The organism is Microcystis sp. LE18-22.4A (assembly GCF_027531105.1).
GTDB lineage: Bacteria > Cyanobacteriota > Cyanobacteriia > Cyanobacteriales > Microcystaceae > Microcystis > Microcystis aeruginosa.
In genome coordinates, this window is the sequence record NZ_JAPZRB010000083.1 from 1 (window position 1) to 24,522 (window position 24,522).

At 45.1% G+C, this 24,522-nt stretch carries 23 protein-coding genes and 1 pseudogene; 10 read left to right on the forward strand and 14 right to left on the reverse strand.

Features of this window, described 5'->3' with window-relative positions; genetic code table 11:
- From O9295_RS03575 to O9295_RS03585, 3 genes are all read right to left on the reverse strand, one after another.
- The coding region (locus O9295_RS03575) for an Rpn family recombination-promoting nuclease/putative transposase (protein ID WP_502846488.1) at positions 1-370 on the reverse strand (370 nt) is incomplete at its 3' end.
- A 165-nt stretch (positions 371-535) separates the two neighbouring features.
- Entirely contained in the window at positions 536-700 is a 165-nt protein-coding gene (locus O9295_RS03580; RefSeq protein WP_288031760.1) for a hypothetical protein, read from the reverse strand.
- A 270-nt stretch (positions 701-970) separates the two neighbouring features.
- Positions 971-2,239: a DNA methyltransferase gene (locus O9295_RS03585; RefSeq protein WP_288031762.1), complete on the reverse strand. Its 1,269-nt coding sequence runs from the start codon at positions 2,237-2,239 to the stop codon at positions 971-973.
- A 189-nt stretch (positions 2,240-2,428) separates the two neighbouring features.
- Between O9295_RS03585 and O9295_RS03590 the strand changes: the two genes are divergently transcribed.
- From O9295_RS03590 to O9295_RS03600, 3 genes are all read left to right on the forward strand, one after another.
- Positions 2,429-3,700 (forward strand): dihydroorotase, encoded by a 1,272-nt coding sequence (locus tag O9295_RS03590; RefSeq protein WP_288031764.1) that lies wholly within the window; start codon positions 2,429-2,431, stop codon positions 3,698-3,700.
- Between the two features lie 84 nt (positions 3,701-3,784).
- Positions 3,785-4,951, forward strand: coding sequence for a DNA-methyltransferase (locus tag O9295_RS03595; RefSeq protein WP_288031767.1), 1,167 nt, complete (start codon positions 3,785-3,787; stop codon positions 4,949-4,951).
- A 20-nt stretch (positions 4,952-4,971) separates the two neighbouring features.
- Complete coding sequence (locus tag O9295_RS03600; RefSeq protein ID WP_288031768.1) at positions 4,972-5,544, forward strand: Uma2 family endonuclease; 573 nt, start codon at positions 4,972-4,974, stop codon at positions 5,542-5,544.
- A gap of 84 nt (positions 5,545-5,628) precedes the next feature.
- On the opposite strand, the gene O9295_RS03605 is transcribed toward O9295_RS03600, so the two are convergent.
- Positions 5,629-7,053 (reverse strand): Ni/Fe hydrogenase subunit alpha, encoded by a 1,425-nt coding sequence (locus tag O9295_RS03605; RefSeq protein ID WP_002798537.1) that lies wholly within the window; start codon positions 7,051-7,053, stop codon positions 5,629-5,631.
- 702 nt (positions 7,054-7,755) lie between these two features.
- On the opposite strand from O9295_RS03605, the gene O9295_RS03610 reads away from it, so the two are divergent.
- Both O9295_RS03610 and O9295_RS03615 read left to right on the forward strand, forming a co-directional pair.
- Positions 7,756-8,742: an RNA polymerase sigma factor, RpoD/SigA family gene (locus O9295_RS03610; RefSeq protein WP_002760224.1), complete on the forward strand. Its 987-nt coding sequence runs from the start codon at positions 7,756-7,758 to the stop codon at positions 8,740-8,742.
- Positions 8,743-8,841: 99 nt separating this feature from the next.
- Positions 8,842-9,315, forward strand: a complete 474-nt coding sequence (locus O9295_RS03615; protein ID WP_190723247.1) for a DUF29 domain-containing protein — start codon at positions 8,842-8,844, stop codon at positions 9,313-9,315.
- Positions 9,316-9,412: 97 nt separating this feature from the next.
- Here O9295_RS03615 and O9295_RS03620 read toward each other — a convergent pair whose 3' ends face one another.
- Both O9295_RS03620 and nblB read right to left on the reverse strand, forming a co-directional pair.
- Entirely contained in the window at positions 9,413-10,504 is a 1,092-nt protein-coding gene (locus O9295_RS03620; RefSeq protein WP_288031771.1) for a tetratricopeptide repeat protein, read from the reverse strand.
- A gap of 73 nt (positions 10,505-10,577) precedes the next feature.
- Positions 10,578-11,243: a phycobilisome degradation protein NblB gene (nblB, locus tag O9295_RS03625; protein ID WP_004159561.1), complete on the reverse strand. Its 666-nt coding sequence runs from the start codon at positions 11,241-11,243 to the stop codon at positions 10,578-10,580.
- 44 nt (positions 11,244-11,287) lie between these two features.
- Between nblB and O9295_RS03630 the strand changes: the two genes are divergently transcribed.
- A complete protein-coding gene (locus tag O9295_RS03630) occupies positions 11,288-12,040 on the forward strand; it encodes a tetratricopeptide repeat protein (protein WP_288031774.1) in 753 nt (250 codons plus the stop codon).
- A gap of 22 nt (positions 12,041-12,062) precedes the next feature.
- Here the strand turns inward: O9295_RS03630 and O9295_RS03635 are convergent, their stop codons facing one another.
- Positions 12,063-13,016: an ABC transporter ATP-binding protein gene (locus O9295_RS03635; RefSeq protein ID WP_079209543.1), complete on the reverse strand. Its 954-nt coding sequence runs from the start codon at positions 13,014-13,016 to the stop codon at positions 12,063-12,065.
- Between the two features lie 53 nt (positions 13,017-13,069).
- A pseudogene (locus O9295_RS03640) lies at positions 13,070-13,232 on the reverse strand (ISNCY family transposase); the annotation flags it as partial.
- Positions 13,233-13,498: 266 nt separating this feature from the next.
- Between O9295_RS03640 and O9295_RS03645 the strand changes: the two are divergent.
- A complete protein-coding gene (locus O9295_RS03645; protein WP_288031777.1) occupies positions 13,499-14,227 on the forward strand; it encodes a carbonic anhydrase in 729 nt (242 codons plus the stop codon).
- Positions 14,228-14,253: 26 nt separating this feature from the next.
- Here O9295_RS03645 and O9295_RS03650 read toward each other — a convergent pair whose 3' ends face one another.
- The 5 genes from O9295_RS03650 to rimP all read right to left on the reverse strand — a co-directional run bounded on the left by O9295_RS03650 (position 14,254) and on the right by rimP (position 20,476).
- Positions 14,254-14,823 carry a low-complexity tail membrane protein gene (locus O9295_RS03650; protein WP_002798547.1) on the reverse strand — a complete coding sequence of 190 codons (570 nt, stop codon included), beginning with the start codon at positions 14,821-14,823 and terminating at the stop codon, positions 14,254-14,256.
- A 159-nt stretch (positions 14,824-14,982) separates the two neighbouring features.
- The gene (gene infB / locus O9295_RS03655) at positions 14,983-18,015 is read right to left on the reverse strand and encodes a translation initiation factor IF-2 (protein WP_288031779.1); all 3,033 of its coding nucleotides are present in this window, start codon (positions 18,013-18,015) and stop codon (positions 14,983-14,985) included.
- A 111-nt stretch (positions 18,016-18,126) separates the two neighbouring features.
- Entirely contained in the window at positions 18,127-18,408 is a 282-nt protein-coding gene (locus O9295_RS03660) for a YlxR family protein (protein ID WP_002798549.1), read from the reverse strand.
- Positions 18,405-19,601 (reverse strand): transcription termination factor NusA, encoded by a 1,197-nt coding sequence (gene nusA / locus O9295_RS03665; RefSeq protein ID WP_288031783.1) that lies wholly within the window; start codon positions 19,599-19,601, stop codon positions 18,405-18,407. Before nusA ends, O9295_RS03660 begins: the two co-directional genes overlap by 4 nt.
- 404 nt (positions 19,602-20,005) lie before the next feature.
- A complete protein-coding gene (gene rimP / locus O9295_RS03670) occupies positions 20,006-20,476 on the reverse strand; it encodes a ribosome maturation factor RimP (RefSeq protein WP_288031786.1) in 471 nt (156 codons plus the stop codon).
- Between the two features lie 214 nt (positions 20,477-20,690).
- Here rimP and ftsH point away from each other — a divergent pair, with 214 nt between their 5' ends.
- Positions 20,691-22,586 carry an ATP-dependent zinc metalloprotease FtsH gene (gene ftsH, locus O9295_RS03675; RefSeq protein ID WP_288031789.1) on the forward strand — a complete coding sequence of 632 codons (1,896 nt, stop codon included), beginning with the start codon at positions 20,691-20,693 and terminating at the stop codon, positions 22,584-22,586.
- Between the two features lie 85 nt (positions 22,587-22,671).
- On the opposite strand, the gene O9295_RS03680 is transcribed toward ftsH, so the two are convergent.
- Entirely contained in the window at positions 22,672-23,460 is a 789-nt protein-coding gene (locus tag O9295_RS03680; RefSeq protein ID WP_004159539.1) for a response regulator transcription factor, read from the reverse strand.
- A 440-nt stretch (positions 23,461-23,900) separates the two neighbouring features.
- Here O9295_RS03680 and O9295_RS03685 point away from each other — a divergent pair, with 440 nt between their 5' ends.
- Together O9295_RS03685 and O9295_RS03690 are read left to right on the forward strand one after the other, a co-directional pair.
- Positions 23,901-24,134 (forward strand): hypothetical protein, encoded by a 234-nt coding sequence (locus O9295_RS03685; protein WP_288031792.1) that lies wholly within the window; start codon positions 23,901-23,903, stop codon positions 24,132-24,134.
- 121 nt (positions 24,135-24,255) lie between these two features.
- A partial coding sequence (locus tag O9295_RS03690) for a PPC domain-containing protein (protein WP_288031795.1) occupies positions 24,256-24,522 on the forward strand: 267 nt, incomplete at its 3' end.

Below are 24,522 nucleotides of genomic sequence, written 5' to 3' on the forward strand. Positions count from 1 at the left end.
CCCAAAGACGGATGACTTGGAAGGAATGAAAAGTTTCCCCCAGACGGAAAGTATTTTCTTGCACTAGGGGAGAATCACTGCGTCGCAGATAAATTACCACTTGACGCATTGGTTTTTGGGGATGACGACGATAGACGCGAAGGCGATAATCGAGCATTCGGAAAGGAATCTTGGAGTCGGGGTCGGTTTGAAATTCAGTATGGAGAATTAATTCCTCTGACTGCAAAAAAATCAGAGAATCGGCACGAATGGGGTCTAATTGTAATTCCGTCGGGTCGAGGACGGTTAAGGAGAGGGGAGTACCCAATAACCAAGTGGCTAGATCATCGGAGAAGTTTTCGGCGATAAATTTACAAATATTATCAAACATTGCGAGCGTTCTGCCTTTGTAATTACTACCATCCACATCAATAAATTCAAGATTACTTGCTATCAATTCCTAAACAATTAAGCTAAATAAACCCCCGATCATTAGTAAAAGTCTTTGATTTCATGGTAATCTTTGACCCAAGCTTACGAAATATTATATCACCGATTAAGATAGATCATGATTTAATCTTGTTTTAAGTTCACAAACATAATTAACGGTAGCATGATCTGTCTTAATAATTAACTTTACTTCAGCCAATAATTGACCAGATATATAGGGTTCATCTTGAATAGTTTCCTGAAAATTAGGTAAGGATTCCAGACAGGTCAAATATTTAGGGTCTGCTGAAAAAGTTTTTCCTGGGGGTAGGAGTCAGGAGTCAGGAGCCGGTCGTTTCAGGCTTTGTTGCCCTGGTTTTTTGTACCAAGCGATGTACTACAAGAAGGATAATGCAAGGTTTTTGAAAGTCCCAATCCTATTTTCTTGCACTAACATCGGACTTTAACAGGTCAAAAGCTTTATTTTAAAAGGGTTTTACCATTATTCAGCAAGCCCTATTTATGAAATAGGGAATATTTGGGCTACATAAGCAATAGAAAGTTACCTTTTCTCTAAGATTAGTAAATATTCAGATTTCATGCCATCAGGATTTTTATTCTTGCGAGATTTGAATAATTGTCTGGTTTTAATTCTATCCTCAAAGACGGTATCAAAAATAAAGCCATTTTCCTGAAAATATTCCCCTAATATTCGCCAAGTTTCTACTTCCACCCCATCCACTTTCGGATTACCCACAAAAATGCAAGCTTTCCCAGCTTGTTTTAATTTTCTGGTGGCATTTTCTAAAGCGTTGATGGTGTGACAAAAATAGGAATCGAGTATTTTATGTAAATTCTCTTTCTCTAAAGTCGATCTCACTTGATTTAATGTTTCGGTTTCGATTAATCTGGTAGCCTGTCGGTAGGGAATTTCTAGCTTAGAGATTTTTTGCACTTCTTTTTCTGTATATCCTAACCAATATAAATCTAGTTTTGCTGTTCTGATATATTCCTGTGCTTGCAGATAGGGAGGTGAACTAATTAAACAATCTAACTCTAGATTTTGCTCGATCTCAAAAGTGGCACTATCTACTCCCCCATAAAAAAGCACCTGATTATAATTATGCCAAGTTACGGCAATATATTGATTGACACTGGTTAAAGTTTCCAAACTCATCTCTTTAATCGTTCGTTTTAATTCCTCTTGCCAATCTCTTTGTAATAGTTCCTGTATATCTGATTTTTTGTATTTCGATTGAAATAATTTAGGTTTGGTATGTTCTGCATAGGAAAACTGTTTACTAACTTTCACTAAAACCGCTTGAATGATCTGGGAATACAAATCAGGTTCTAGACTTTTTTGACCTGCCCAAAGTTTCTGTAAAACTGCTAAAATCTCCTCTGGATACCAATAGTTTAAATTTGACCACTGAGGGATAAATTTATCCTCGTTGGCAAAAACTTGTAAGATTTTTTTATCTAACTCTGAGTAACTCAATGGTTCTTGGTGTTCTGTGATCTTAATCGGAATAATATGGTTTAAAAGATAATTCAGGTCAGTTAAAACCGCATTTCTTTGACAAAGTTTAGCCTCTAAACCCACCGTACCTGAACCAGCAAAAGGATCGATAATCCAATCATCCTTTTTCGTGTAATTATCAAGACAAAATCTCACCACTTGGGGAATAAATTTAGCAGGATAATAATAGATGCCATGGGTTAGATAACTGGTGCTGGTGATTTCTGGTACTAAATCTCGAAAAGAAACTAATCGCGGGGTTCCCCGATTAAATTCTTCTAAATTATTAAAATCGAAAAGTTCTAACTGCATGATTCGGCTATCAATTCTTCCTAGGGTAGGCCAGCCAATTAAAATAAAGATTAAAACCGTAGCTGATCAATATTCTAACTTATCGTCCCTTAACCTAACCGAGAACTCAACTTTTTTACTTTTTACTTTTTACTTTTTACTTAACGTGATATACTGCCAGAGGAAAAAATGACGTTTTAATTAGTCTGCGTGAATAGCCAATCCTCGACGATCATAGAACAGGTTAGAGTCCTTGACCCCCTGACACAAACCGATCGCATTGCCGATGTCTGGATTGAGGAGGGGGTAATTAAAGCGATCGAATCTCAGCTTCCCCCAAGAGAAAATAGTAACTATATTTCTGGTCAAAACTGTATTTTTGCCCCCGGATTAGTCGATCTCTACAGTCATTCTGGGGAACCCGGCCACGAGGACAGAGAAACCCTTGCATCTCTGATCCAAGCTGCCACGGCCGGAGGCTGCACCCGGGTGGCAATTCTCCCCAATACTCTCCCCCCCCTCGATCACCCCGCACTCATTAGCACATTACAGCAAAAAAGTCAAGGGTTTTTTGACTCAAAATCGACTCGTCTGCATTTTTGGGCAAGTCTCACCCTGGGAAGACAAGGGCAAAAAATGACGGAATTAGCCGATTTAATGCCTGTAGCGGTGGGTTTTACCGATAATCGCGGACTGGAAGATTTGGGACTGTTGCGGCACTTATTGGAATACCTAAAACCCTTCGGTAAAAATATCGCCCTTTCCCCCGTAAATCAGCAATTAAAGGGTAATGGAGTCATGCGTGAGGGAGAAACCTCGATTCGCTTCGGTTTACCCGGAGATCCTGCTATTTCCGAAACCACTGCTTTAGCCACAATTTTAGAAATCGTCGGCGAAATTAATACACCTGTTCACCTAATGCGAATTTCTACCCGTCGAGGAGTGGAATTAATTCGCGAGGCAAAAATGCGGGGATTGCCGATAACCGCTAGTGTGACGTGGTTGCATCTGCTCTTAAATACAGGATCGATCGCCAGCTATCATCCCAGTTTACACCTCGCTCCCCCCTTGGGCAACGAAAGCGATCGCAAGGCGTTAATTGCGGCAATTAAGGAGGGAATTATCGATGCAATCGCGATCGATCATCGTCCCTATACCTACGAAGAAAAAACCGTCTCTTTTGCAGAAGCACCCCCCGGCGCGATCGGGTTAGAATTAGCTTTACCGCTACTCTGGGAAAAATTAGTAATAACCGGACAATTATCAGCTTTACAATTATGGCAAGCGCTTAGTCTCAATCCCTGTCATTGTTTACAACAAAAACCGGCATCTCTCAACCCCGGTAATCCCGCAGAAGCAATTCTTTTTCATCCCCAAGCAAGCTGGAAAGTAACGGCAAATAATCTTCACTCCCTCAGTCATAATACTTTCTGGTTAAATCAAACAATTACGGGAAAAGTCTTAGAAATGTGGAATTTTTAAAGGGTGGCCAATTTCTATCTTGAGACTCTCCTAGTTTTTTGGATAATGATCAGCTAGAATTCTAGAGAAAACTAGAGTAATATCATGGAAAAAGAACTGGTATCGGAAAAGCGCGGTTATCTACTTCGCACGGTGGCAGAAGCTAAAGAAATTGTCCTTAATTGGTTGCGAGAAATAAATTTAGTTAATGCGATTAAATTAGGTTTACCAGAAGTGGATGACAGATATCATATTTGGCGAGTTCCTCTATGTAATGACCAGAAAAAAACCGTTGGGGAAGTGGTGATCGATGCCTACACCACCGAAATTTTAGCCGATAGGACAACCCGGACTGAAATTATTATCGCTCGTCTGTTAAAACAGGATGAATCTAAATTAGAAACCCGCAAGAAAACCAAAAAAGAATACAAGCTTTCTTCTCTGAGAAATACGATCGGATTTGGTGATTGTAGTGAACTTTTGGAGGAAATGCCAGCAGAAAGTGTTGATTTAATCTTTACCTCACCACCCTATTTTAATGCTCGTCCGGAATATTCAGAATTTGAAGAATACGAAACCTATCTATTGAAGCTGCGACAGGTGATCAGAAAATGCCATCGAGTTTTGAGTGAAGGACGTTTTTTTGTCATTAATATTTCTCCCGTGCTGTTGCGTCGTGCTTCCCGTAATCAAGCTTCTAAACGTATTGCTGTCCCCTTTGATTTACATCGAATTTTTGTTGAGGAAGGTTACGATTTTATTGATGATATTATTTGGCTAAAACCAGAGGGAGCAGGGTGGGCAACTGGTAGAGGCCGCAGATTTGCCGCCGATCGCAATCCTCTCCAATACAAAACTGTGCCAGTGACTGAATACGTTTTAGTCTATCGTAAACACACGGATTTACTCATCGATTGGCATATTCGTAATCATCCCGATCAAGAAGTAGTAAAAGCCTCAAAAATTGCCGATGGTTATGAACGCACTAATGTCTGGAAAATTAACCCAGTCACTAACTCAAAACATCCCGCCGCTTTTCCTGTAGAATTGGCAGAAAAAGTGATTACCTATTACTCTTTTAAAGGTGATGTGGTTTTAGATCCCTTTGCTGGTTCAGGAACCGTGGGACTAGCGGCCGCTTCTTTAGATAGACGTTTTGTTTTATTCGAGAGTAATTTTAATTATCTTGAACTGATACGAAAGCTAATTACTGAAGGCAATAAGACTGATTTAGACTCAGTTATTTGGCTTAATTGTCCGTTAGAAAACTAACAATGAGCGAGGTAAACACCATGACAGCCGGTAAAAGTCACGCTTATTTTACTCCAAAAGACTATCTGGAAATAGAGAAAATTAGTCCCATTAAACATGAATATATACAAGGGCAAATCTTGGCGATGGCGGGGGCCAGTAAAGCCCATGTTATCATCACAGGTAATCTTTCAGCCCAATTAATTAATCATTTACGGGGTAGTGGTTGTCTTGCCTACGCTACCGATATGAAAGTGCGTCTCCCTAGCTTAAATATCTTCTATTATCCCGATTTTGCCATTACTTGTGACGAACGGGATCGAGTTTCCCAGGAAGATTTTATCCTGCATCCGCGAGTGATTATCGAGGTTTTATCCGACTCCACAGCAGCCTTTGATAGAGGCGATAAATTTGCCAATTATCAAACTATCCCCGAATTAGAGGAATATCTGCTGATCGAGCAAAAACAAGTCCTAATTGAACAATATCAACGTCAATCTAATAACCTCTGGATTCCCCATATTTATCACGCGGGAGATTTAATCACTATTAACTGTATTAACTTTTCTTGTCCGATAGAAATTCTTTATCAAAACCTAGAAATTCTTAGCTAGAATCTTGGCCGTAAAAATAGTCAAATGGGGTCAGGTATTAGGAGAAATTTCCCCTATTTCCTAACCCCCCAACAACTTAGATAATTAACCCCGTTGTCGAGTATTAATCACCTCACCGGCTGCATTAACTAACTCTAGCTGTAGCGGCATTTGTCCCATAGCGTGAGTGGAACAACTTAAACAGGGATCATAGCAACGAATACCCGCTTCCACCCGGTTTAACATCGCTTCGGGAATTTCGCCACCATGGATATAATGTTGGGCGATTTGTTTCACCGTTTGATTCATGGCTAAATTATTATTACCCGTGGCAATAATCAAATTCACCGTTTCAATCAAACCATTTTCATCCACTTTATAATCATGGAATAAAGTACCCCGGGGCGCTTCACTAACTCCCACCCCTTGCAGATTATTAATTCCTGCTTCGGCCCGGCAGCGTGGAGAAACTATATCGGGATCGTCGATTAAAAGTTCGATACGCTCTAAACAGCCTAAAATCTCCACTAATCGGGCATAATGATAGTAAAAAGAAGAGGTTGCTACACCACCGACCCGATGGCGATATTCCCGTAACTCGATATCCGCCCCCTCCGTGCCAAAATGGGAACAAACATTTAAGCGCGCCAACGGACCAACCCGATAGATACCGTTGGGATAACCGAGGGGTTTATAGTAGGGAAACTTTAAATAAGACCATTTTTCTACTGATTCGCCGATATAATCGCGATAATTGTCTTCGCTGAGGTTATCGGCCACAATATTGCCTTGACTATCGGTAAAACGAATATGACCGCCGTAGTGTTCCCACTCGTCCCGTTTACCGACCAATCCCATAAACAGGGAAGGGAAATTACCAAAAGCGGCGATTTCTGTGGTTAAATTGTCTAGAAGTCCTTTAAATAGGTTTAAGGCCGTGTAAAGAGTCGCTTTAGACTCCGGCAGTCGTTCTTTAATCCATTGTCGCCCTTCTTCGCTCAGGGGAGAACGCACACCTCCCGGGACAGACCAAGCGGGGTGAATTTTTTTCGCCCCCAAAAGTTCAATAACTTTCTGTCCAAATTGACGTAAACGGATGCCCGCTCGCGCTAGGTCGGGATCGGCGGCGATTAAACCGAAAATATTCCGTTTAGCGGCGTCACTTTCCCAACCAAGCAGAAAATCGGGACTGCTAAGATGGAAAAAGCTTAAAGCATGGGATTGGGTTAACTGTCCCAAATTCATCAAGCGCCGCAGTTTTTCCCCCGCGGGGGGGATTTGCACCGCTAGAATTTTATCACCAGTTTTGGCGGCACAAAGTAGGTGACTAACGGGGCAAATGCCGCAAATTCGGGCAGTAATTCCCGCCATCTCCCACATCGGCCGTCCCTCGCAGAATTTCTCGAAACCGCGATACTCGACCACATGAAAACGCACGTCATCCACTTCCCCCCCATCGTCAAGGAAAATCGAGATCTTGGCATGGCCTTCGATCCGGGTGACGGGATCGATAACGACGGTTTTAGTCATAGTAAGTCCTCATTGTTCAGGAGTTCCACAGAACGGCATTGTGGAGAGTGCGATCGAGCTTGGTTTCAACGATAATTTATCCCGATCTCCGCCCTGCTGTCTCTATGATAGTTATTACCCCCCTAGCAATCCTAATTTTTATAACAATTTTTCCCGATTCTCAATCGCAGCTAATTTGGCATTTTGTAGCAAATACTACAGAAAATAGTTCGGAAATCCGCAATGATTATCTCTCCCTTTGCTGGTGTTGATCGGTCATTATATATATAGAAGTCGGTTCTCGTCTGTCAGTTTTCAGCTTGGTTCTGCTTTGCTCTCAAAGCTGAGGGCGAAAAGGTCGAAAGTCGGCCAGATTGTTTACAGCTAATCGGGAAAATCACCTTTTTGTTTTGTAATCTTACCTAACAGTATCAGCGGCACTGCCGAGGATTCAGGAAAAAGCGACCCAAAAACAAGCGATTGTAGTTGATAGTCCTACACTATAATACTTTTGTTCTGGATGTTGAGAAAAAAGCATAAACTTAACATCATACCAAAGAATGAATTAACTTTGAACCTTTAGGGGATTGCCCGCGTCTAAAAGCGCAGGATACAATCAAAGAAATTCCGATCAAACTCATACCGACTTCAGATAAGCCAGACTCACCCGCGAGTCGGAATAGTAACAGACTTTTTCTGTGTCAAGGAGTCACCACCAAACCAATGCCCACCGCAAAAACCAACCAAACTCAATCACAGCCCACCCTCAATGCCGATATGGTGCGTACCTATCTGCACGAAATTGGGCGAGTTCCCCTCCTAACTCACGAACAAGAAATTATTTACGGCAAACAAGTCCAACGGATGATGAGCCTGTTAGAAGCGAAAGAAGCACTATCGAAGCAATTAGGACGGGAACCACAGCGCTTGGAGTGGGCGGATTCGGTGAATTTAAGCGAAAATGAACTGGATCGAGCCTTGAAAACCGGCGATCGAGCTAAACGGAAAATGATTGAAGCTAACCTCCGCTTGGTGGTTGCGATCGCCAAAAAATATCAAAAGCGGAACATGGAATTCCTAGATCTAATTCAAGAGGGTAGTCTGGGATTAGAAAGGGGTGTAGAGAAATTTGATCCCACCAAAGGTTATAAATTTTCTACCTATGCCTACTGGTGGATTCGACAAGCGATTACCCGTGCGATCGCTCAACAGGCCCGGACTATTCGTTTACCCATCCATATCACCGAAAAACTGAATAAAATCAAAAGAACCCAGCGCGAACTCGCCCAAAAACTGGGGAGAAGTGCCACTCCTGCCGAGATTGCCTTGGAATTAGAGCTAGAACCCGCTCAAATCCGCGAATATCTCAGTATGGCCCGTCAACCCATCTCCCTTGATGTGCGCGTCGGCGATAACCAAGATACGGAATTGTCGGAATTATTAGAAGATAGCGGAGTTTCTCCCGATACCTTCATCACCCAAGAATTATTACGGCAAGACTTAGCCAATCTCCTGGCCGAATTAACTCCCCAACAACGGGAAGTAATTACTCTCCGTTTCGGTTTAACCGATGGCAAAGAGTTATCCCTAGCTAAAATCGGTCAGAGAATGAACATCAGTCGGGAACGAGTGCGACAATTAGAACACCAGGCCTTGGCTCATTTACGCCGTCGCCGGGCCAACGTCAAGGAGTATATTGTCGCTAGTTAGTAAAATTAGCAAATAACCAAGAAGGAGAGCTTGCGCTCTCTTTTTTTGGGTTTAATTAATATAGAATCCCGATTAGTTTTCACCTGTGGCAGTTCCGTCATGACTAGATCGACAGAAACAGCGACCCCAACACTATACGAAGAAGATTTTTATCTCTGGCTAAAAACCACGGCAGAACAATTAAAAAAAGGCAAATTTGCCGAGGTGGATTTAGATAACTTAATTGAGGAGATTGAATCGATGGGGAGAAGTGAAAGACACGCGCTCAAAAGTCTTTTAACTCGTCTCCTAGAACATTTACTCAAATTAACTTACTGGCAATCGGAAAGAGACCGGAATGGCAATCATGGTCATGGAGAAATCAATAATTTTCGGGCAGAAATTCAAGATTTACTGGAGGATAGCCCTAGTTTAAAGCCCTATCTTCGGGAGATTTTTGAGCCATCCTACCATACAGCTTTAGAGACCGTCCGGAAAAAAATGGGTTTATCCCCCGGCGGTTTACCGAGTCAGATAATTTTTAATCTCGAACAGGTGTTAGATAATCAATGGCTGCCGATCGATTGGGAATAAACTATTGACTGTCTAAATCACTCCTTAAATCGCTAAACAGTCATCAGTGAACTGAAAACTCAAATCTGATAACTGATAACTGATAACTGATCTGGTTTTATTCAAGCAACTTCTTCAGTAGAGCATCCACTTCCTGGAGGCCAGATTGATTATTTTTCTGCACATAAACCGCTCGCGCTTGCTTAAAAGCTTCCGCTGCCTCTGTTTTTCGTCCCCGGCCCGCGTAGGCCCGACCGAGATTAAGATAGACATCGGCGTTATTGGGGGCAATTTCGGCCAAATCTTGATAGGCGATAATTGCTGCAAGATAATCTTTTCTGGCCAGATGGATGCGACCGATTCCCGCTTGTGCTTCCAACGATTGGGGTTGCAGGAAAACAGCCCGACGATAAAAGGGGAGAGCCTCGTCAAAACGCTCTTGTTTTTCGAGTAAAATCCCTATTTTTAGCTGAATTAAAAAATTTCCTGCACTTTGTCGCTCTATTTCCTTTAAAATTTGGGTTCCACCATTTAAATCGCCCTGTTTGAGCAAAAGGCTGGCCAGTTGCAATCTTAATTCACTATTGTTAGGGAATCTTTGCAGGGATTTTTGGAGAAAATCGAGGGCTTCGCTGCTTTTATTCTGTTCGATCAAGGCTTTACCCATGATTTCGTGGGCTTGCTGATTATTGGGGTCGAGAGCTAAAACCCATTGGTAAACTTCGCCCGCTTTAGCATAGTTTTTTTGGCGTAATAATACCACCCCTAAACCGAGGTAGTGTTGGACGTTTTTCGGTTCTATTTGAATAGCGTAGTAGTAAGCGGTGGCTGCATTGTCATAATCACCGATATTAGCCAAACTATAACCGAGAGCATGGAAAAAGTCGGGATTACTCGGATCGAGACTTAAAGCTTTTTGGTATGCTTGGGCGGCGGCGTTATAATCCCCTTGCCGCGTTTGTAAAAAGCCGATCCCGGAGAAAATTTTGGCATTATTGCCATCAAGGGCGGCAGCCCGCTCGTAAATGGCTATAGCTTCCCCATAATTGCCATTTTTGACCAATTGCCGCGCTTGACGCAGTAGTTCGTTAACCTGTGAATCCTTGCTCACGATTGCCCCTGCGGGATTATCGGCGATCGCAATTGAGGCAGAGAAACAGCCCCCCGCGAGAAGACCGACGAGCAAGATTAAACGGGTAAATTGTTTCATCGCTTTACCTTTGTTAACGATTCTTAATTAAAGTTTATTGTAAATGGTATTGACAAAAATCAACTATTCTGCATCACCCTTGGACGAGATTATTGCGGGCCTCTTGGGCGACTTGGGCGCTTTTGTCGCCGGTTAACTGGGTCAAAACAGCGATCGCATCTTGCCCCCCTAAGCGGCCTAAAGCTTGAGCGAGACGATAGCGCAGTTGCCAGTCATCATCATTAGCCAAGGGAACGAGTAAAGAGACGGCGCGAGGGTCGCCTAGTTCCCCGAAAGCGCTAACGGCGGCCGTTTTTACCAATTCATTATCGGAGTTTAGGGCGATTTCCAGCAGTTCAAAGCCCCGGGGTTCCCCCAATTCGCCCAAAGCTGCCACAATGCTAAATTGAATTAACCAGTCGCAGGATTGTTGATAGACGGCCACCAGATCATCGTAGGCTGCCGTTAATTTTAACCCCCCGATCGCATCGGCCGCGGCCGCTTTTACGTCTGCTTCCGGATCATGCAACAAGCGATCGCGTAGAATAGTTAAGGCCAGATCAAGATTCTGACGACCGAGGATATCTAACTGACTTACCGCCGAATAACGCACCCTAGCGTTACTATCCTTAATTAAAGGCTGTAACATCTCGAAGGCGATTTCTGGGGCTAAATAACGCAGTTGATTAACTCCCGATAAGCGATCGCCATAATCATCGGAATCGAGCAGCCGTTGCACGGATTCAGGGGAATAATTCATAATTTGATGACACCCTTAACAATTGGACTGGTATTAATTGTCCCATGAATAGTTATCGACTCCTGACTATTTTGATCATGTTTAGTTCCCCGGTTTTTTGGGGCTGTAGTCCTCCCGCTCCCCTTAAAAAAGAACCTACGGCCGAGATGCTTGTTCCTCCTTCTCCCAGTCCGATTATTTCCGCATCAGACATTAAAGCTGCTAATCGTTATCGTCAATTGGGATTACAGTATCGTCAACAGGGAGATTTTATCAAAAGTATTGAAGCTTTAAAAAAATCGGTACAGTTAAACCCCAATCATCTAGACGGGAGAGTAATTTTAGGCTGGACACAACACCTAGCTAAACAACCTTTAGCGGCACAAACAACCCTCGAAGAAACGATTAAAATTGCTCCCGATCATGTGGCTACTTATAATGCTTTGGGTATTGTTTATCTTGTCGGTGGTCATCTTGAAAAGGCCGTAGTTACGCATACTAAAGCCGCTAATTTAAAACCCGATAATGAAATTGCCTACTATAATTTATCCCTCGCCTATCATCGCTTAAAAGATTTTAATTCAGCTATTACTAACGCTGAAAAAGCAGTTAAATTAGAGCCGAATAATCCCCATCCTCTTGTGGCTTTGGCAATGATTTATTTAGATCAAGGTGATATTAAAAAAGCGCGGGATACCTACAAAAAGGCTAGGGATTTAGACGGTCGTTATCGACAAAAATGGTTTCTGGCACATCTGAAGGAAGCTGGTTTTAGTCAGGAGCAAATTAAATTAGTCGAAAAGTTACTATCTGGTTAGATTTAAAAATTATTATTTCCCCTTAGGATGCCTGTCGATGTCCCAGTTTTAGGAAAATAGTTTCTAAATCTTCGCGGCAAGTATAAAACTCGCTTAAGGTCAGGCCAGAAACGACTAAAGATTTCAACAATTCGGCACTATCTTCTAGGGTTCCCGTAAATTTAACCCGGAGAGTATTAGTATGAATAATTCTTTGCCAACTTTCCACAAAAACACATTGTTTAAGAGCAGTTTCTAAGGCTTCTAAATTGCCTAGAGTCGTAATCTGCAAGTATTGACCAGCTAGACGTTGATTTAATTCTTGTAAAGAGGTACTTTCCACTAGATAACCTAATTCCATGATGCCCACAGAACTACAAAGTTCCGCTAAATCACTAAGGACATGGGAGGAAATTAAAATAGTCATACCTGCCGATTGTAAGACTTTAATAATCTCACGAAATTGTAGGCGAGCGATCGGGTCTAATCCAGAAACCGGTTCATCGAGAAGTAAAATTAAAGGTTCATGGATAATCGTTCGGGCTAAACTTAAACGTTGTTTCATCCCCCGGGACAAAGTAGCGATCGAATTATGGCTTTTACCGGTTAATTGTACCAGTTCTAGAACCTCATAAATGCGGCGATGACGTTGGGAGCGAGGGATATGATAAAGACGGGCAAAATAATCCAGATAATTCCAGACATTTAGGTCATCGTAGAGGGGAAAATTATCGGGTAGATAACCTAAGTTTCTTTTGAGACGGGGATTACTCTCATCTCTTAAAAGACGTTCTCCGTGCAGATATATTTCTCCCGTTGTCGGTTCTTCCGCTGCCGCTAACATCCTAATTAAAGTGGTTTTTCCCGCTCCATTTGGACCGATTAACCCGTAAACTTCCCCCGCTTCAATCTGTAAATCCACTTGATTAACAGCCCCATGGCGGTCAAATTGTTTGGTTAAACCAACGGTAGCAATGGCTAATTCTGGTGTGTTCATAAAGTTTTAGTAGTGGGATTGCTGACAAACTGGCCACCACATTCTTAACATTAACGTTTGGGTTTCCCGTTATCAATAGAACCATTCTTGATGGTATGGTGAGAACCACAACTAGGACAAGGCAATACAGGCGAAGAGGTGATTTTGTTCTGTGTTAGACTGATATTTGAGTAAGTCTAACACGAACCACAAAAAGATATTGATCAGAAAACTGATCATCAAGCTAGATGTTTAAAGACTGATGTGAGCCGATTATAGCAATTTCCATAGTTGTGAGGTACAGAGTCTTAGGTTTTGAGGAGTCAGGAGTCAGGAGTCAGGAGATAGGAGATAGGAGATTATTTTATTTATTCTCCCCACACCCCACACCCCACACTCCACACCCCACACCCTACACCCTACACCCTACACCCTACACCCTGCCCCCAGGAAAAACTTTTTCAGCAAACCCTAATTATCTGATGATTTCTGGATTTAATACGATGTATAGACGAGAATTACTGCAATTTATTGGCTCTCACGCTCTTTTTGGGGCTATTAATCCAGAATTTGCTTGGAATTATCAAAATATTGACCATTGGGGCGAATTATCAAGGAATTATCGCCTCTGCACCACGGGAAAGCAACAAACACCGATCGATCTGAGTATAGTGACTGAAAAAGAGCTATACCACCCCACCTTTAATTATCGTCCTGTACCCCTAAAAATTCGCCATAACGGTCGTACAATCTTGGTTCAGACCGAAAAAGGTGGAAACATGAGTTTTCACGGCGAAAACTGGGATTTATTGCAGTTTCATTTTCATCACCCCAGCGAACATCAGATTAAAGGTCAGTCTTTCCCTCTAGAAATTCATTTAGTGCATCGAAATGGGAGAGGAAATTTAGCAGTTGTGGGTATCTTAGCCGAAATTGGCGCAAATAATCCCTATTTACCAACCATTTGGGCTTATTTGCCCCGAGAACCTTCTCCTGAAATGATTATCCCCGATACTTGGGTCAATGCCGGGCTTTTACTGCCAGAAAATAGCGATTTTTATGAATATCGGGGGTCTTTGTCCACTCCCCCCTGTAGCGAGGATGTTCTCTGGTTAGTCTGGCAAAATACGATCAAAATTTCTCCCCAACAACTGCAACAATTGGCTGAGATTTTTCCGAGTAATGCGAGGAATATTCAACCCTTAAACGGGCGCTCGATCCTGCATTCCTAGCCGAAATTGTCGGCATTTTGGCTAATTTAGATAATTTTATCAACTTTTAGACCAACAATGGTAAATAACTCAGGAATGCGCTCAATAACTAAAGCTTCGGTGGCTGTCCAGTCACTTTCCTTAGTGGCTAAAACCCCCAGAACACTCAGAGGAACCTGTAGAAATAGGTGACTTAAGAGGAGAGCGATCGCAGCGATTACTAAACCTAAAAGCCGCCATTGGGGGAGATAGGCGGCCACGGCAGCCGCTAGAGGGGCAAAATTGTAGATTGGCCAAGTGATGAGAATTAAGAGGACGACTCCCAAAAGAGTAAGAAGACGATGGCGAGGACGTTTAAAAAGAGAGAGAATTTTTAACTGTTCGGGGGTGAGTTGACTCGGTTTTAGAGCAACCAACAAAAGACTAAAAATATCAAAAGGTTTTGTCCACTGCATCCAAAAGACGGGTATGATAGCGATCGCTCCTAGAAATAGCCATTCTAGCCAAAGAAAAGGCAAGGGATCGCCCACAGCTAAACCAATCCAAGCGATTTGTAAAAAGATTGGCAAAGCCGCTAACCCTGCCAGATGAATCCACAAAAAAGGTTCTGATTTCATAGAGGGAAGTGGGGAGATGGGGGAGTGGGGGAGCAGGGGAGTGGGGGAGTGGGGGAGTGGGGGAATTATGAATTATGAATTATGACTGATAACTGATAACTGATAACTGATAACTGATAACTGATAACTGACTCCCGACTCCCGACGGTTCAAGTCTAATTAACTGGATAAAGTGCGACGTTTCATGACCATTTCGTAGGCTTCGATAATGTCGCCTTCTTTCCAGTCATTGAATTTAGAAACACCGACACCGCACTCGAAACCGGTAGCTACTTCCCGGGCATCTTCCTTCATCCGTTTGAGGGAATCGAGAACTCCCTGATAAACAATTTCCTTGCCGCGACGCACGCGCAGGAAGCGGTTCCGCACCAGTTTACCAGATTGGACATAACAGCCCGCCACGGCCCCACGACCGACGGTGAAGACGGCCCGCACTTCGGCGAAACCGAGGTGTTCTTCCACTTCTTCGGGGTCGAGAAGACCTTCCATCGCCCCTTGAATATCATCGAGAAGCTTGTAGATGATATTGTAATCGCGGATATCGACCCCTTCCCGATCGGCGGATGCGCGCGCACCACTGGCAAGGGTGGTATTAAAGCCCACCACCACCGCACCACTAGCGGCGGCCAGATCCACATCGGTTTCGGTGATTTCCCCTGGAGAGGCGAGGAGAACGCGAATCTGCACTTCGTTTTGGGGTAACTGTTTGAGCGCACCGAGGATGGCCTCGACGGAACCTTGCACATCTGCCTTGAGGATGAGATTAAGTTCCTTGAGTTGTCCTTCTTGAGCTTGGATAGAGAGGGTGCTAAGGCTAACGCGACGGGAGGAGAGGGCCTGTTGTAAACGGGTGTTGCGTCGTTCGATCGCCCGTTGATCAGCGATTGATCGGGCCTCTTTTTCACTTTCATAGACATCGAATTCATCGCCAGCGGCCGGCACATCACTGAGACCGAGGATTTCCACGGCGAAGGAGGGGGTGGCCGCTTCGACTTTTTGACCGCGATCATCGATCATGGCCCGAATTTTGCCGAAAACGGAACCGGCGACGATGCTATCACCCACGCGGAGAGTGCCATTCTGGACGAGCAGGGTAGCCACGGGGCCTTTGGTGCGATCGAGGTTAGCTTCGATGACGGTTCCCTTCGCCAAGCGATCGGGGTTAGCGACCAATTCCTCCACTTCTGCCACCAAGAGGATCATTTCCAGCAGATTATCGAGATTTTCACCCCGCAGGGCGCTAACGGGAACCATGATCGTCTCACCGCCCCAATCTTCGGCCACCAGTCCCTGTTCGGTCAATTCCTGTTTAATCCGGTCGGGGTTAGCTGAAGGTTTATCGACTTTGTTAATCGCCACCACGATGGGGACTTCGGCAGCCCTGGCGTGACTGATTGCCTCTTTCGTTTGGGGTTGTACGCCGTCATCGGCGGCTACCACCAGCACGGCTATATCGGTGACTCTCGCCCCGCGGGCGCGCATAGCGGTAAAAGCTTCGTGGCCGGGGGTATCCAAAAAGACAATCTGTTCCGGTTTGCCGTTATGTTCCACATCGACGTGGTAAGCACCGATGTGCTGGGTGATGCCGCCGGCTTCCCCCTGGGCGACTTTGGTTTTGCGGATCGAGTCGAGGAGGGTGGTTTTGCCGTGGTCAACGTGACCCATAATGGTGACGACGGGGGGACGACGCTGGAGACTTTCCCAGTCGGAGACATCGATCATTTCCGTGGTTTTGATCGCCGCCGACTGGGTGCTGGGGGTTTCCACGGCGATCTCGAAGTCCCTGGCGATCATTTCGATCGTGTCCACGTCGAGAGTTTGGGTGATATTAACCGCCATCCCTTTAAAAAATAGGGTTCTGATGATCTCAGTTTCGGGGACTTTCATCAATTCCGAGAGGTCGCGCACGGTGAGACTGCCGGTGACGACGATGCTTTCCGGGCGTTTTTCCTCTTGGGGTTCTTGGCGCTCGCTTTTCGGTCCGCCAGTGTGGGCGGTTGGTTTACTGGGCCGCTTAACTTTGACTGCTGTTAGGGTGCCAGGGGTGGCAGCCTTAGCGGTGGGCGGTTTGGGGGGACGAGCGGTGGAGAGGGTAAAACTGGGGGTATTAATTAACCCGGACAGTTCCGATTCTAGATCATCGTCATCTTCAAAGAGCGCTTGGGTGCGGCGTTTGTTTTTGCCGGCAGTTTTGGCGGTTTTGGCCGCTTTTTTTTCTTCCTCTTCTTCTTCTTCCCAGGTAGATTTTTTGGCCATGCGAGGGGGCATGGTGGGTCGTTTGAGTTTTTTGGGCCCGTCTGCTCCGAGCAATCCGGTATCTGTATCGATTTCTGTGCCATCAACACCAGATTTCTTGGTGGTATCGGTTTCCTCCTCGCCAGTAGCCGAGATTTTAGCGGGCATACCGGGGCGAACTGGGCGCTTCAATTCCACCGTCTCCCGCACTTCTCTAGCTGGTTCCGCCAGTTTCGGGCTTTTTCCGTCGGGTTTGCGGTTGAGGGTCGGTTTTTCTGGTTTAGCCAAGCCTACCCTACGCTCAGGACTAGGGGCGTTTTCGCTCTCGCCGCGCTCGCGTTTTTCTCCCCGGGTCCTGTCGTTACCGCCAGGAGCATTTTTAGATCGGGGTTCTGGCCGGCCCGAGGCAGTTTCAGGGCGTGGTTTCGGGGTAAGGGAAGGTCGATTAGGTGGGGCGATTAAGGTGGGGGCTGCTTCTGGCACTAGCGGGGTTTCGGTCGGGGTTTCTTTAACACTGGGGCTATGAGATAGCGTCTCTGCTGCAGTGGCGGGAGTTTTTTCGGCCGCCTCGTCGCGCCCTGGGGGAGCAACGAGGGGTTTAACCGGGGGACGGGGGGGACTGATTAAAGTCGGTTTGGCCGAGGAACCGGCTTGACCGGGATAGCTTTCCCTTTCTTCGCCGGTTTCGGGGCGGTTGTGTTTATGCAGGGCTAAAATCTTTTGTTTTTTTTCTTCGGCAGGACTAGCCGATTCTCGCTGACCCGTGCTATTTTTACTGGTACTCGAGGCAAATCCCTTCGCAGCGATTGCTTTGATGCGTTGGGCATCCTCTTCGCTGATCGTGCTACTGTGGCTCTTGTACTCGATGTTCAACTGGTCACAGATGTCCAAAATGTCTTTGTTGTCTAGATTCAATTCTTTTGATAAATCGTAAATTCTGACTTTCGTGTTACTCATCCATTATCCCCCGGCTAAAGTGTTAGTGATCCTATAAGTTGGCTGATTTTTTGATCCTGTCAGGACTGTCCCCTTTCCATGCTAACGATTTTGTGGCTATGATCGTCAATTTTAATCCTGATTTGGACGACCTTGCCAGGCAGTCCCGAGTCGCTCTTGCAAGGATTCATAGAGCGTTTCGGGAATATTGGCTTTTAGGGCGCGTCCGAGACGATTTTTTTGTCGGGCTAGTTGCAGGCAGTTGGGCTGTGGACAGATATAGGCTGATCTTCCCATGCCTTGATCTAATTGTATCTGTCCGGACGGGTGTAGTCGGACAATTCGCCAAAAGGATTCTTTCGGGGCGAAGAGACGGCAGCTAATACAGCGTCGATAATTGACGAAGGTGTTCATTCTCGGTCTAAATCTTGGGATTCTGGGTCTGTTTCAGCGGTTTTTACCTCTTGTTCGCCTTTATAGAGGGCGATATCCTTAATATCGATTTTCCAGCCCGTCAGACGGGCGGCTAAACGCACGTTCTGCCCTTCTTTGCCAATCGCTAAACTTAATTGATCCTGGGCCACCAGTACCAATGCTTGTCTTTCTTCGGCATTAGTGAACAAAACTTGGTCGATACGGGCGGGACTAAGGGCATTGGCGATGTAGGTGGCGGGGTCTGGAGACCAACGAATCACGTCGATTTTTTCGCCCCGCAATTCGTTAACCACGGCTTGAATCCGCGAACCTCTGGCCCCAATACAAGCCCCAACCGGATCCACGTCTCTTTCTAGGGTATCGACGGCGATTTTTGTCCGCGAACCAACGTGACGGGAGGGGGGATTGGCTTCCCGAGCGACGGCGACAATACGCACGATTTCCTCCTCGATTTCGGGAACTTCGTTGGCGAACAAATATACTACTAAGCCTGCCGCCGCTCTGGAAACAATTAATTGCGGGCCGCGTTGAGAACCTTCCAAGACTTTTTTGAGCAGAACTTTAAAGGTGGCGTTGGCGCGATAGTTATCGTTGGGCAGCTGTTCCCGTTTGGGTAGTTCTGCTTCCACTTCCGGTTGACCGTAGGTACTTTGTACCATGACAATGGCGGCCTGTCTTTCAAAACGGACGACCCGGGCCTGTAAAACCGTTCCTTCCAGATCCTGGAACTCCTCTTGAATCAATTTGCGTTGGTTATCCCGCAGTTTTTGCAGTAAAACCTGTTTAGTTTGAATCGCCGCCATGCGACCAAATTCTCTTTGGTCGGGGGTGACATCCAGAACTACTTCATCCCCTAATTGGGCCTCATCGGCCACTTCTTGCACTTCTTTGAGACCGATGTGATGGTCGGGATTAGTCACTTCTTCGACAATAGTTTTAGTAGAAAGGATGCGAAAGCCTTCTTCTTCTACATCTAATTCCACATCAAAGTTATTGAAATAATCTTCATGGAATTGAGCAGCTTTTTCTAAACTTTGGGCGCGTCGATAACGTTCGTAACCCTTGAGAAGTGCTTCACGCAAGGCTTCCTGTACGGCATTTTTGGGCAGATTATGTCGTTGGCTAATTTCTTCGAGCATTATTTTTAAACCAGGCAAATTAACAGTAGCCATAATTATTTTTTCTCCTTACTTTTGAGTTATTAGTTTTTTAGCCATTAGCCTTGTATCAGTTATCAGTTATCAGTTATCAGTTATCAGATGTAAGTTTTAAGTTAATCAGTTAGTTATTTATTTAGGTTCTTCGTTACTTGGCATGGTTCGATAGGGGAGCATAAATCGACTAAATCCTTATCTGGTAAGAGACTTAATTGATTAGTTCGCTCTAGATCAAAAACAATTGACAAAAATCGCCAAATGCCTTTCTATATAAGGGTTACATCCCTTATAACCCCCGTCTATTGCATAACACAAACCGAAGAGCCTTTATTTATCTTCATCTTTTTTATCCCTGATTACTGATTACTGATTACTGATCACTGATTACTGATTACTGATTACTGATTACTGTTTACTGATTACTGATTATTGCGCTGCTCATCTAAACGGACGCTGATGACGGTAGTGCGATCGATGCTCAGGGAGCGACCTTTTTGGTTAAGATAAATAGATTGCTCATCTCTACCTTGCAGTTTTCCGCGCCATTCTTGCGGTTTTCCTTGGCTATCCTGGCCGGTAACGATGACGGGAAAACCTTTAAAAGACTGAAATTCGCGCTCACTGCTCAGTTGTCGAGAAATGCCGGGGCTAGATATTTCTAAAACGTAGGCCCCGGGTAAGATTTCTTGACTGTCGAGGGCGGTTTCTAAGGCCCGACTCATCTGCTCACAGTCCTCTAAACCAGTATCCCCCCCCAGATTGCGAATATCGACGCGCAGGACGGGAGGCCTTTTATTGGTTTGGAAAACGATATCGACCACTTCTAGCCCCAAGTTTTCAGCGATAGGGGTGGCTAGGTGCAGCAGGTCGGGAATGAGCGGATGGGTCATGATTTAGACAACAAAAAAAGCGGGCGAAACCCACTTCCCTAAACTGTTAGTGATTGGGATAGGCAGTTGTTAGACCACCTAGCTAAATACAATATAGCAAAAAACCGTCATCACTATTTGCCCCCGGGGTCGTGCCTGGGGGAAAACAGAACAGTGGTCACGATCGAGTCGATCTGTCACAATGAATACAGGGTAACTAGATATAGAGTCAATTATGGATCAAAAATCTCCACTCACCGTAGTTAGAGCCAAGTCAGCTAAGAATCGTGGTCGTCGGCCAGTATGGAAAGGGATGGTCACCACTTGGATGATTCTGCAAACCTTTGGCCATGTCACTCCTGCTTGGAGTCAAAAAAACCAAAATACCCTCACCTACGGTGAATTGTTAGAGAAGATCGACCAAGGAAAGGTAAAAAAGGTCGAAATCAATCCTTCTTTGCAGCAGGCAGCAGTTACCCTCGTCGGTCAAACGGACAAGGATCCCCCGAAAGAAGTCAATTTATTTGACCAAAATCCCGAATTAATCAAGAAACTCGATGCTGAAAAAATTGAGTACGGCATTCTCCCCAGCACTGACAATTCGGCCTTGATCAATGTTCTCACTAACCTGTTAGTGATTATTCTCGTCTTGGGATTATTGGTGTTTATTATCCGTCGTTCTGCCAATGCTTCCGGTCAAGCGATGAACTTCGGTAAATCAAGGGCGCGGTTTCAGATGGAGGCGAAAACCGACACACAATTTAATGATGTCGCGGGTGTGGATGAGGCCAAGGAAGATTTACAGGAAGTGGTGACATTCCTCAAACAACCGGAAAAATTTACGGCTATTGGCGCAAAAATCCCCAAGGGAGTCCTGTTAATCGGGCCTCCGGGGACGGGGAAAACTTTACTGGCTAAAGCGATCGCGGGAGAGGCGGGAGTGCCTTTTTTCAGCATCTCCGGGTCGGAATTCGTGGAGATGTTCGTCGGGGTTGGTGCGTCGCGAGTGCGAGATCTGTTCCGAAAAGCCCAGGAAAATGCCCCTTGTTTGGTTTTTATCGATGAAATTGATGCCGTTGGTCGTCAACGAGGGATCGGTTATGGGGGAGGTAATGATGAACGGGAACAAACCCTGAACCAATTATTGACGGAAATGGACGGTTTTGAGGGAAATACCGGCATTATCGTCATTGCCGCCACCAACAGGCCTGATGTTTTGGATTCGGCCCTGCTGCGTCCGGGTCGTTTTGATCGGCAGGTGGTGGTGGATTATCCAGATTTTAAGGGACGTTTGGGTATTTTAGAGGTCCATTCTCGCGATAAAAAGGTGGCTGCCGATGTTACTCTGGAGGCGATCGCCCGTCGCACCCCCGGTTTTACCGGGGCAGATTTGGCTAATATGCTCAACGAAGCGGCGATTTTTACCGCTAGAAGACGGAAAGAGGCGATTACCATGGCGGAAGTCAACGATGCGATCGATCGGATTGTGGCCGGTATGGAAGGGCGCGCTTTAGTCGATAGTAAAGCCAAGCGTTTGATCGCCTATCACGAAGTCGGTCATGCGATTGTCGCTAGTCTCTGTCCCGGCCACGATCAGGTGGAAAAAGTCACCCTGATTCCCCGGGGTCAAGCGCAGGGGTTAACTTGGTTCACTCCCGATGAAGAACAGGGTTTAACCAGTCGTTCCCAGTTATTAGCCCGAATTGCGGGATTATTAGGGGGACGAGTGGCGGAGGAATGTGTCTTCGGTGAGGATGAAGTGACCACCGGGGCCGGTAATGATATTGAAAAAATTACCTATCTGGCCCGACAGATGGTAACGCGTCTGGGAATGTCGGAATTGGGATTGATTGCCCTAGAGGAGGAGGGCAATTCCTATCTCGGTGGTGCCGGTGCCGGTTATCATGCCGACCATTCTTTTGCGATGATGGCGAAAATTGATGCACAAGTACGGGAACTTGTCAAGCAATGCCACGATTTAGCAACAAAACTTATCCTTGACAATCGTGTGGCGATCGATCGCTTGGTGGATATACTGATTGAACAGGAAACCATTGACGGCGACGAATTCCGGCGTTTATTGACGGAATTTCAGCTACAAGCGGATCGGTCAATGGTGACTACGGTTTAATTTGCCCTTCGTCTCCTCGCTTCGATTAAGTGGTTAGGAGACGATTTCAGCAGACAATCTGCTAATCAGTCGGACAAAGCCAGAATTAACGACTAACATTGTGAGCGGGAATTTTATTAATGGAATGGCCGTTATGATTGCCTTTGGTGGAGGCAATAATATTAGCTTCTAAAGCTGAAGTCATCTCGGCCAACATTTCTAAATTGAAACGATAGCCGACGTTGCGGACGGTTTGAATTAAATTAGGTTGCCTGGGATCGGTTTCGATTTTTTTCCGCAGAGAGAGAACATGAGTATCAATTGTCCGGGGATTATCGATTTCCTCGGGCCAAGCGCGACGCAGTAAATCGGCTCTTGATAGGGGTGTTCCCTCCGCTTGGGCTAAAACGTAGAGTAGGCTAAATTCTTGGGGGGTTAATTCGATATACTCCCCGCGAAATTGTACCCGTCTTTGGGCTAAATCTATTTTTAATTGCCCATAATCCAAGTGTAGGGGAGCAGCCCTACTGCCTAAACGACGGGTTAACACTTCTACCCTAGCCATAAATTCTTGCATTCCAAAGGGCTTTTTCAGGTAGTCGTCGGCCCCGGCTTTTAAACCATTGACCACATCTTTTTCGCTATTGCGGGCCGAGAGAATCAGTATTAAAGACTGTTTTTGTTGATAAAGCCAACGGCAGAGTTCGATTCCATCCCCGTCCGGCAAGTCGGAATCGATAATTGCTAAGGTTGGTTGACGATGAAGGAAAGCTTGACGCGCACTTTGCAGGGTTGCCGATTGATTAACCAAATAACCGGCCTGTTGCAGATGCCAAGCTAATAGCGATCGCAAGTGCGGGTTGCCCTCAACAATAGAAATATGGATCGATACCACTTGAGTTTCTGCCCCATTACTGCACAGATTGACACATTGTCAAGGTATCAGAATTAATGTCAAGATGTTGTAACAATCGTAACATTCGTCGGTCGTCAGCTTTGAATCAGTGATCAGTGATCAGATCTGAGTTTTCAGTTCACTGATTACTGTTTACTGTTGACTGGTCACTGAAAAAAAGCTCCCCGCTCCCTGCTCCCTACTTCATAATTCACCCCATGTGCAACTAATTTTGGCTCTTCTCGACTTTGTGTGATAATTTTTGCTTATGGAATCGTGAAATGCTTATCGGGCAAGACTTTTAGGACTATTTTGCGGATATTCTATCAGTATAGACCTCGTTTCCACACAGAAACCAGAAGAGCCGATATTGTCTGTCTGATAATATCTTATTGATTGTTCTCTCAGCCATTTAACCACTAAAAAAGCACCAGAACACCATGATAGATAACTTTGCCGCCAACGACCTCTATAACTGTATAGATAGTCTAGATTCCTCAGATTTTCAGAAATTCCTAGCGGGGAATAACTCATCAATTTTTCCCACCATAGCCACTAATCGAGCCACATCTCTTTTCAAAGAAGAAGTAGCGAGCCTTGATCTTGATCTTACTACCTTAGATAACGCCGGCAATACCTTAGCAACGGCGCGTGATAAGCTGTTAAGCATTTAAATTGCTTGTTGAGACGAGGCAAGAGGCAAGAGGCAAGAGGCAAGAGGCAACAGTAAAGGGATTGGGGGAGATTCGGCTAATCTTAAGAATAAGCGCTTTAAATGCGTCTTAGCTTATCACCATTGGAGCGACTCCCACCAGCTACAGTGATTTTGTTGGTTCTACAGACACCAATGATTACTATCGTTTTAGTTTAGGAACCAGTAGCAACTTTAGCCTCAATTTAACGGGATTAAGTGCCGATGCCGATGTGTCCTTATTAGATAGTAATGGCAGTGTGATTACTAGCTCCACTAATGACGGTAACATCAGTGAGAGTATTACTCGTCAACTGAATGCGGGTACTTACTTTGTCCTGGTTTATCCCTACAGTGGCAGCACTAACTAT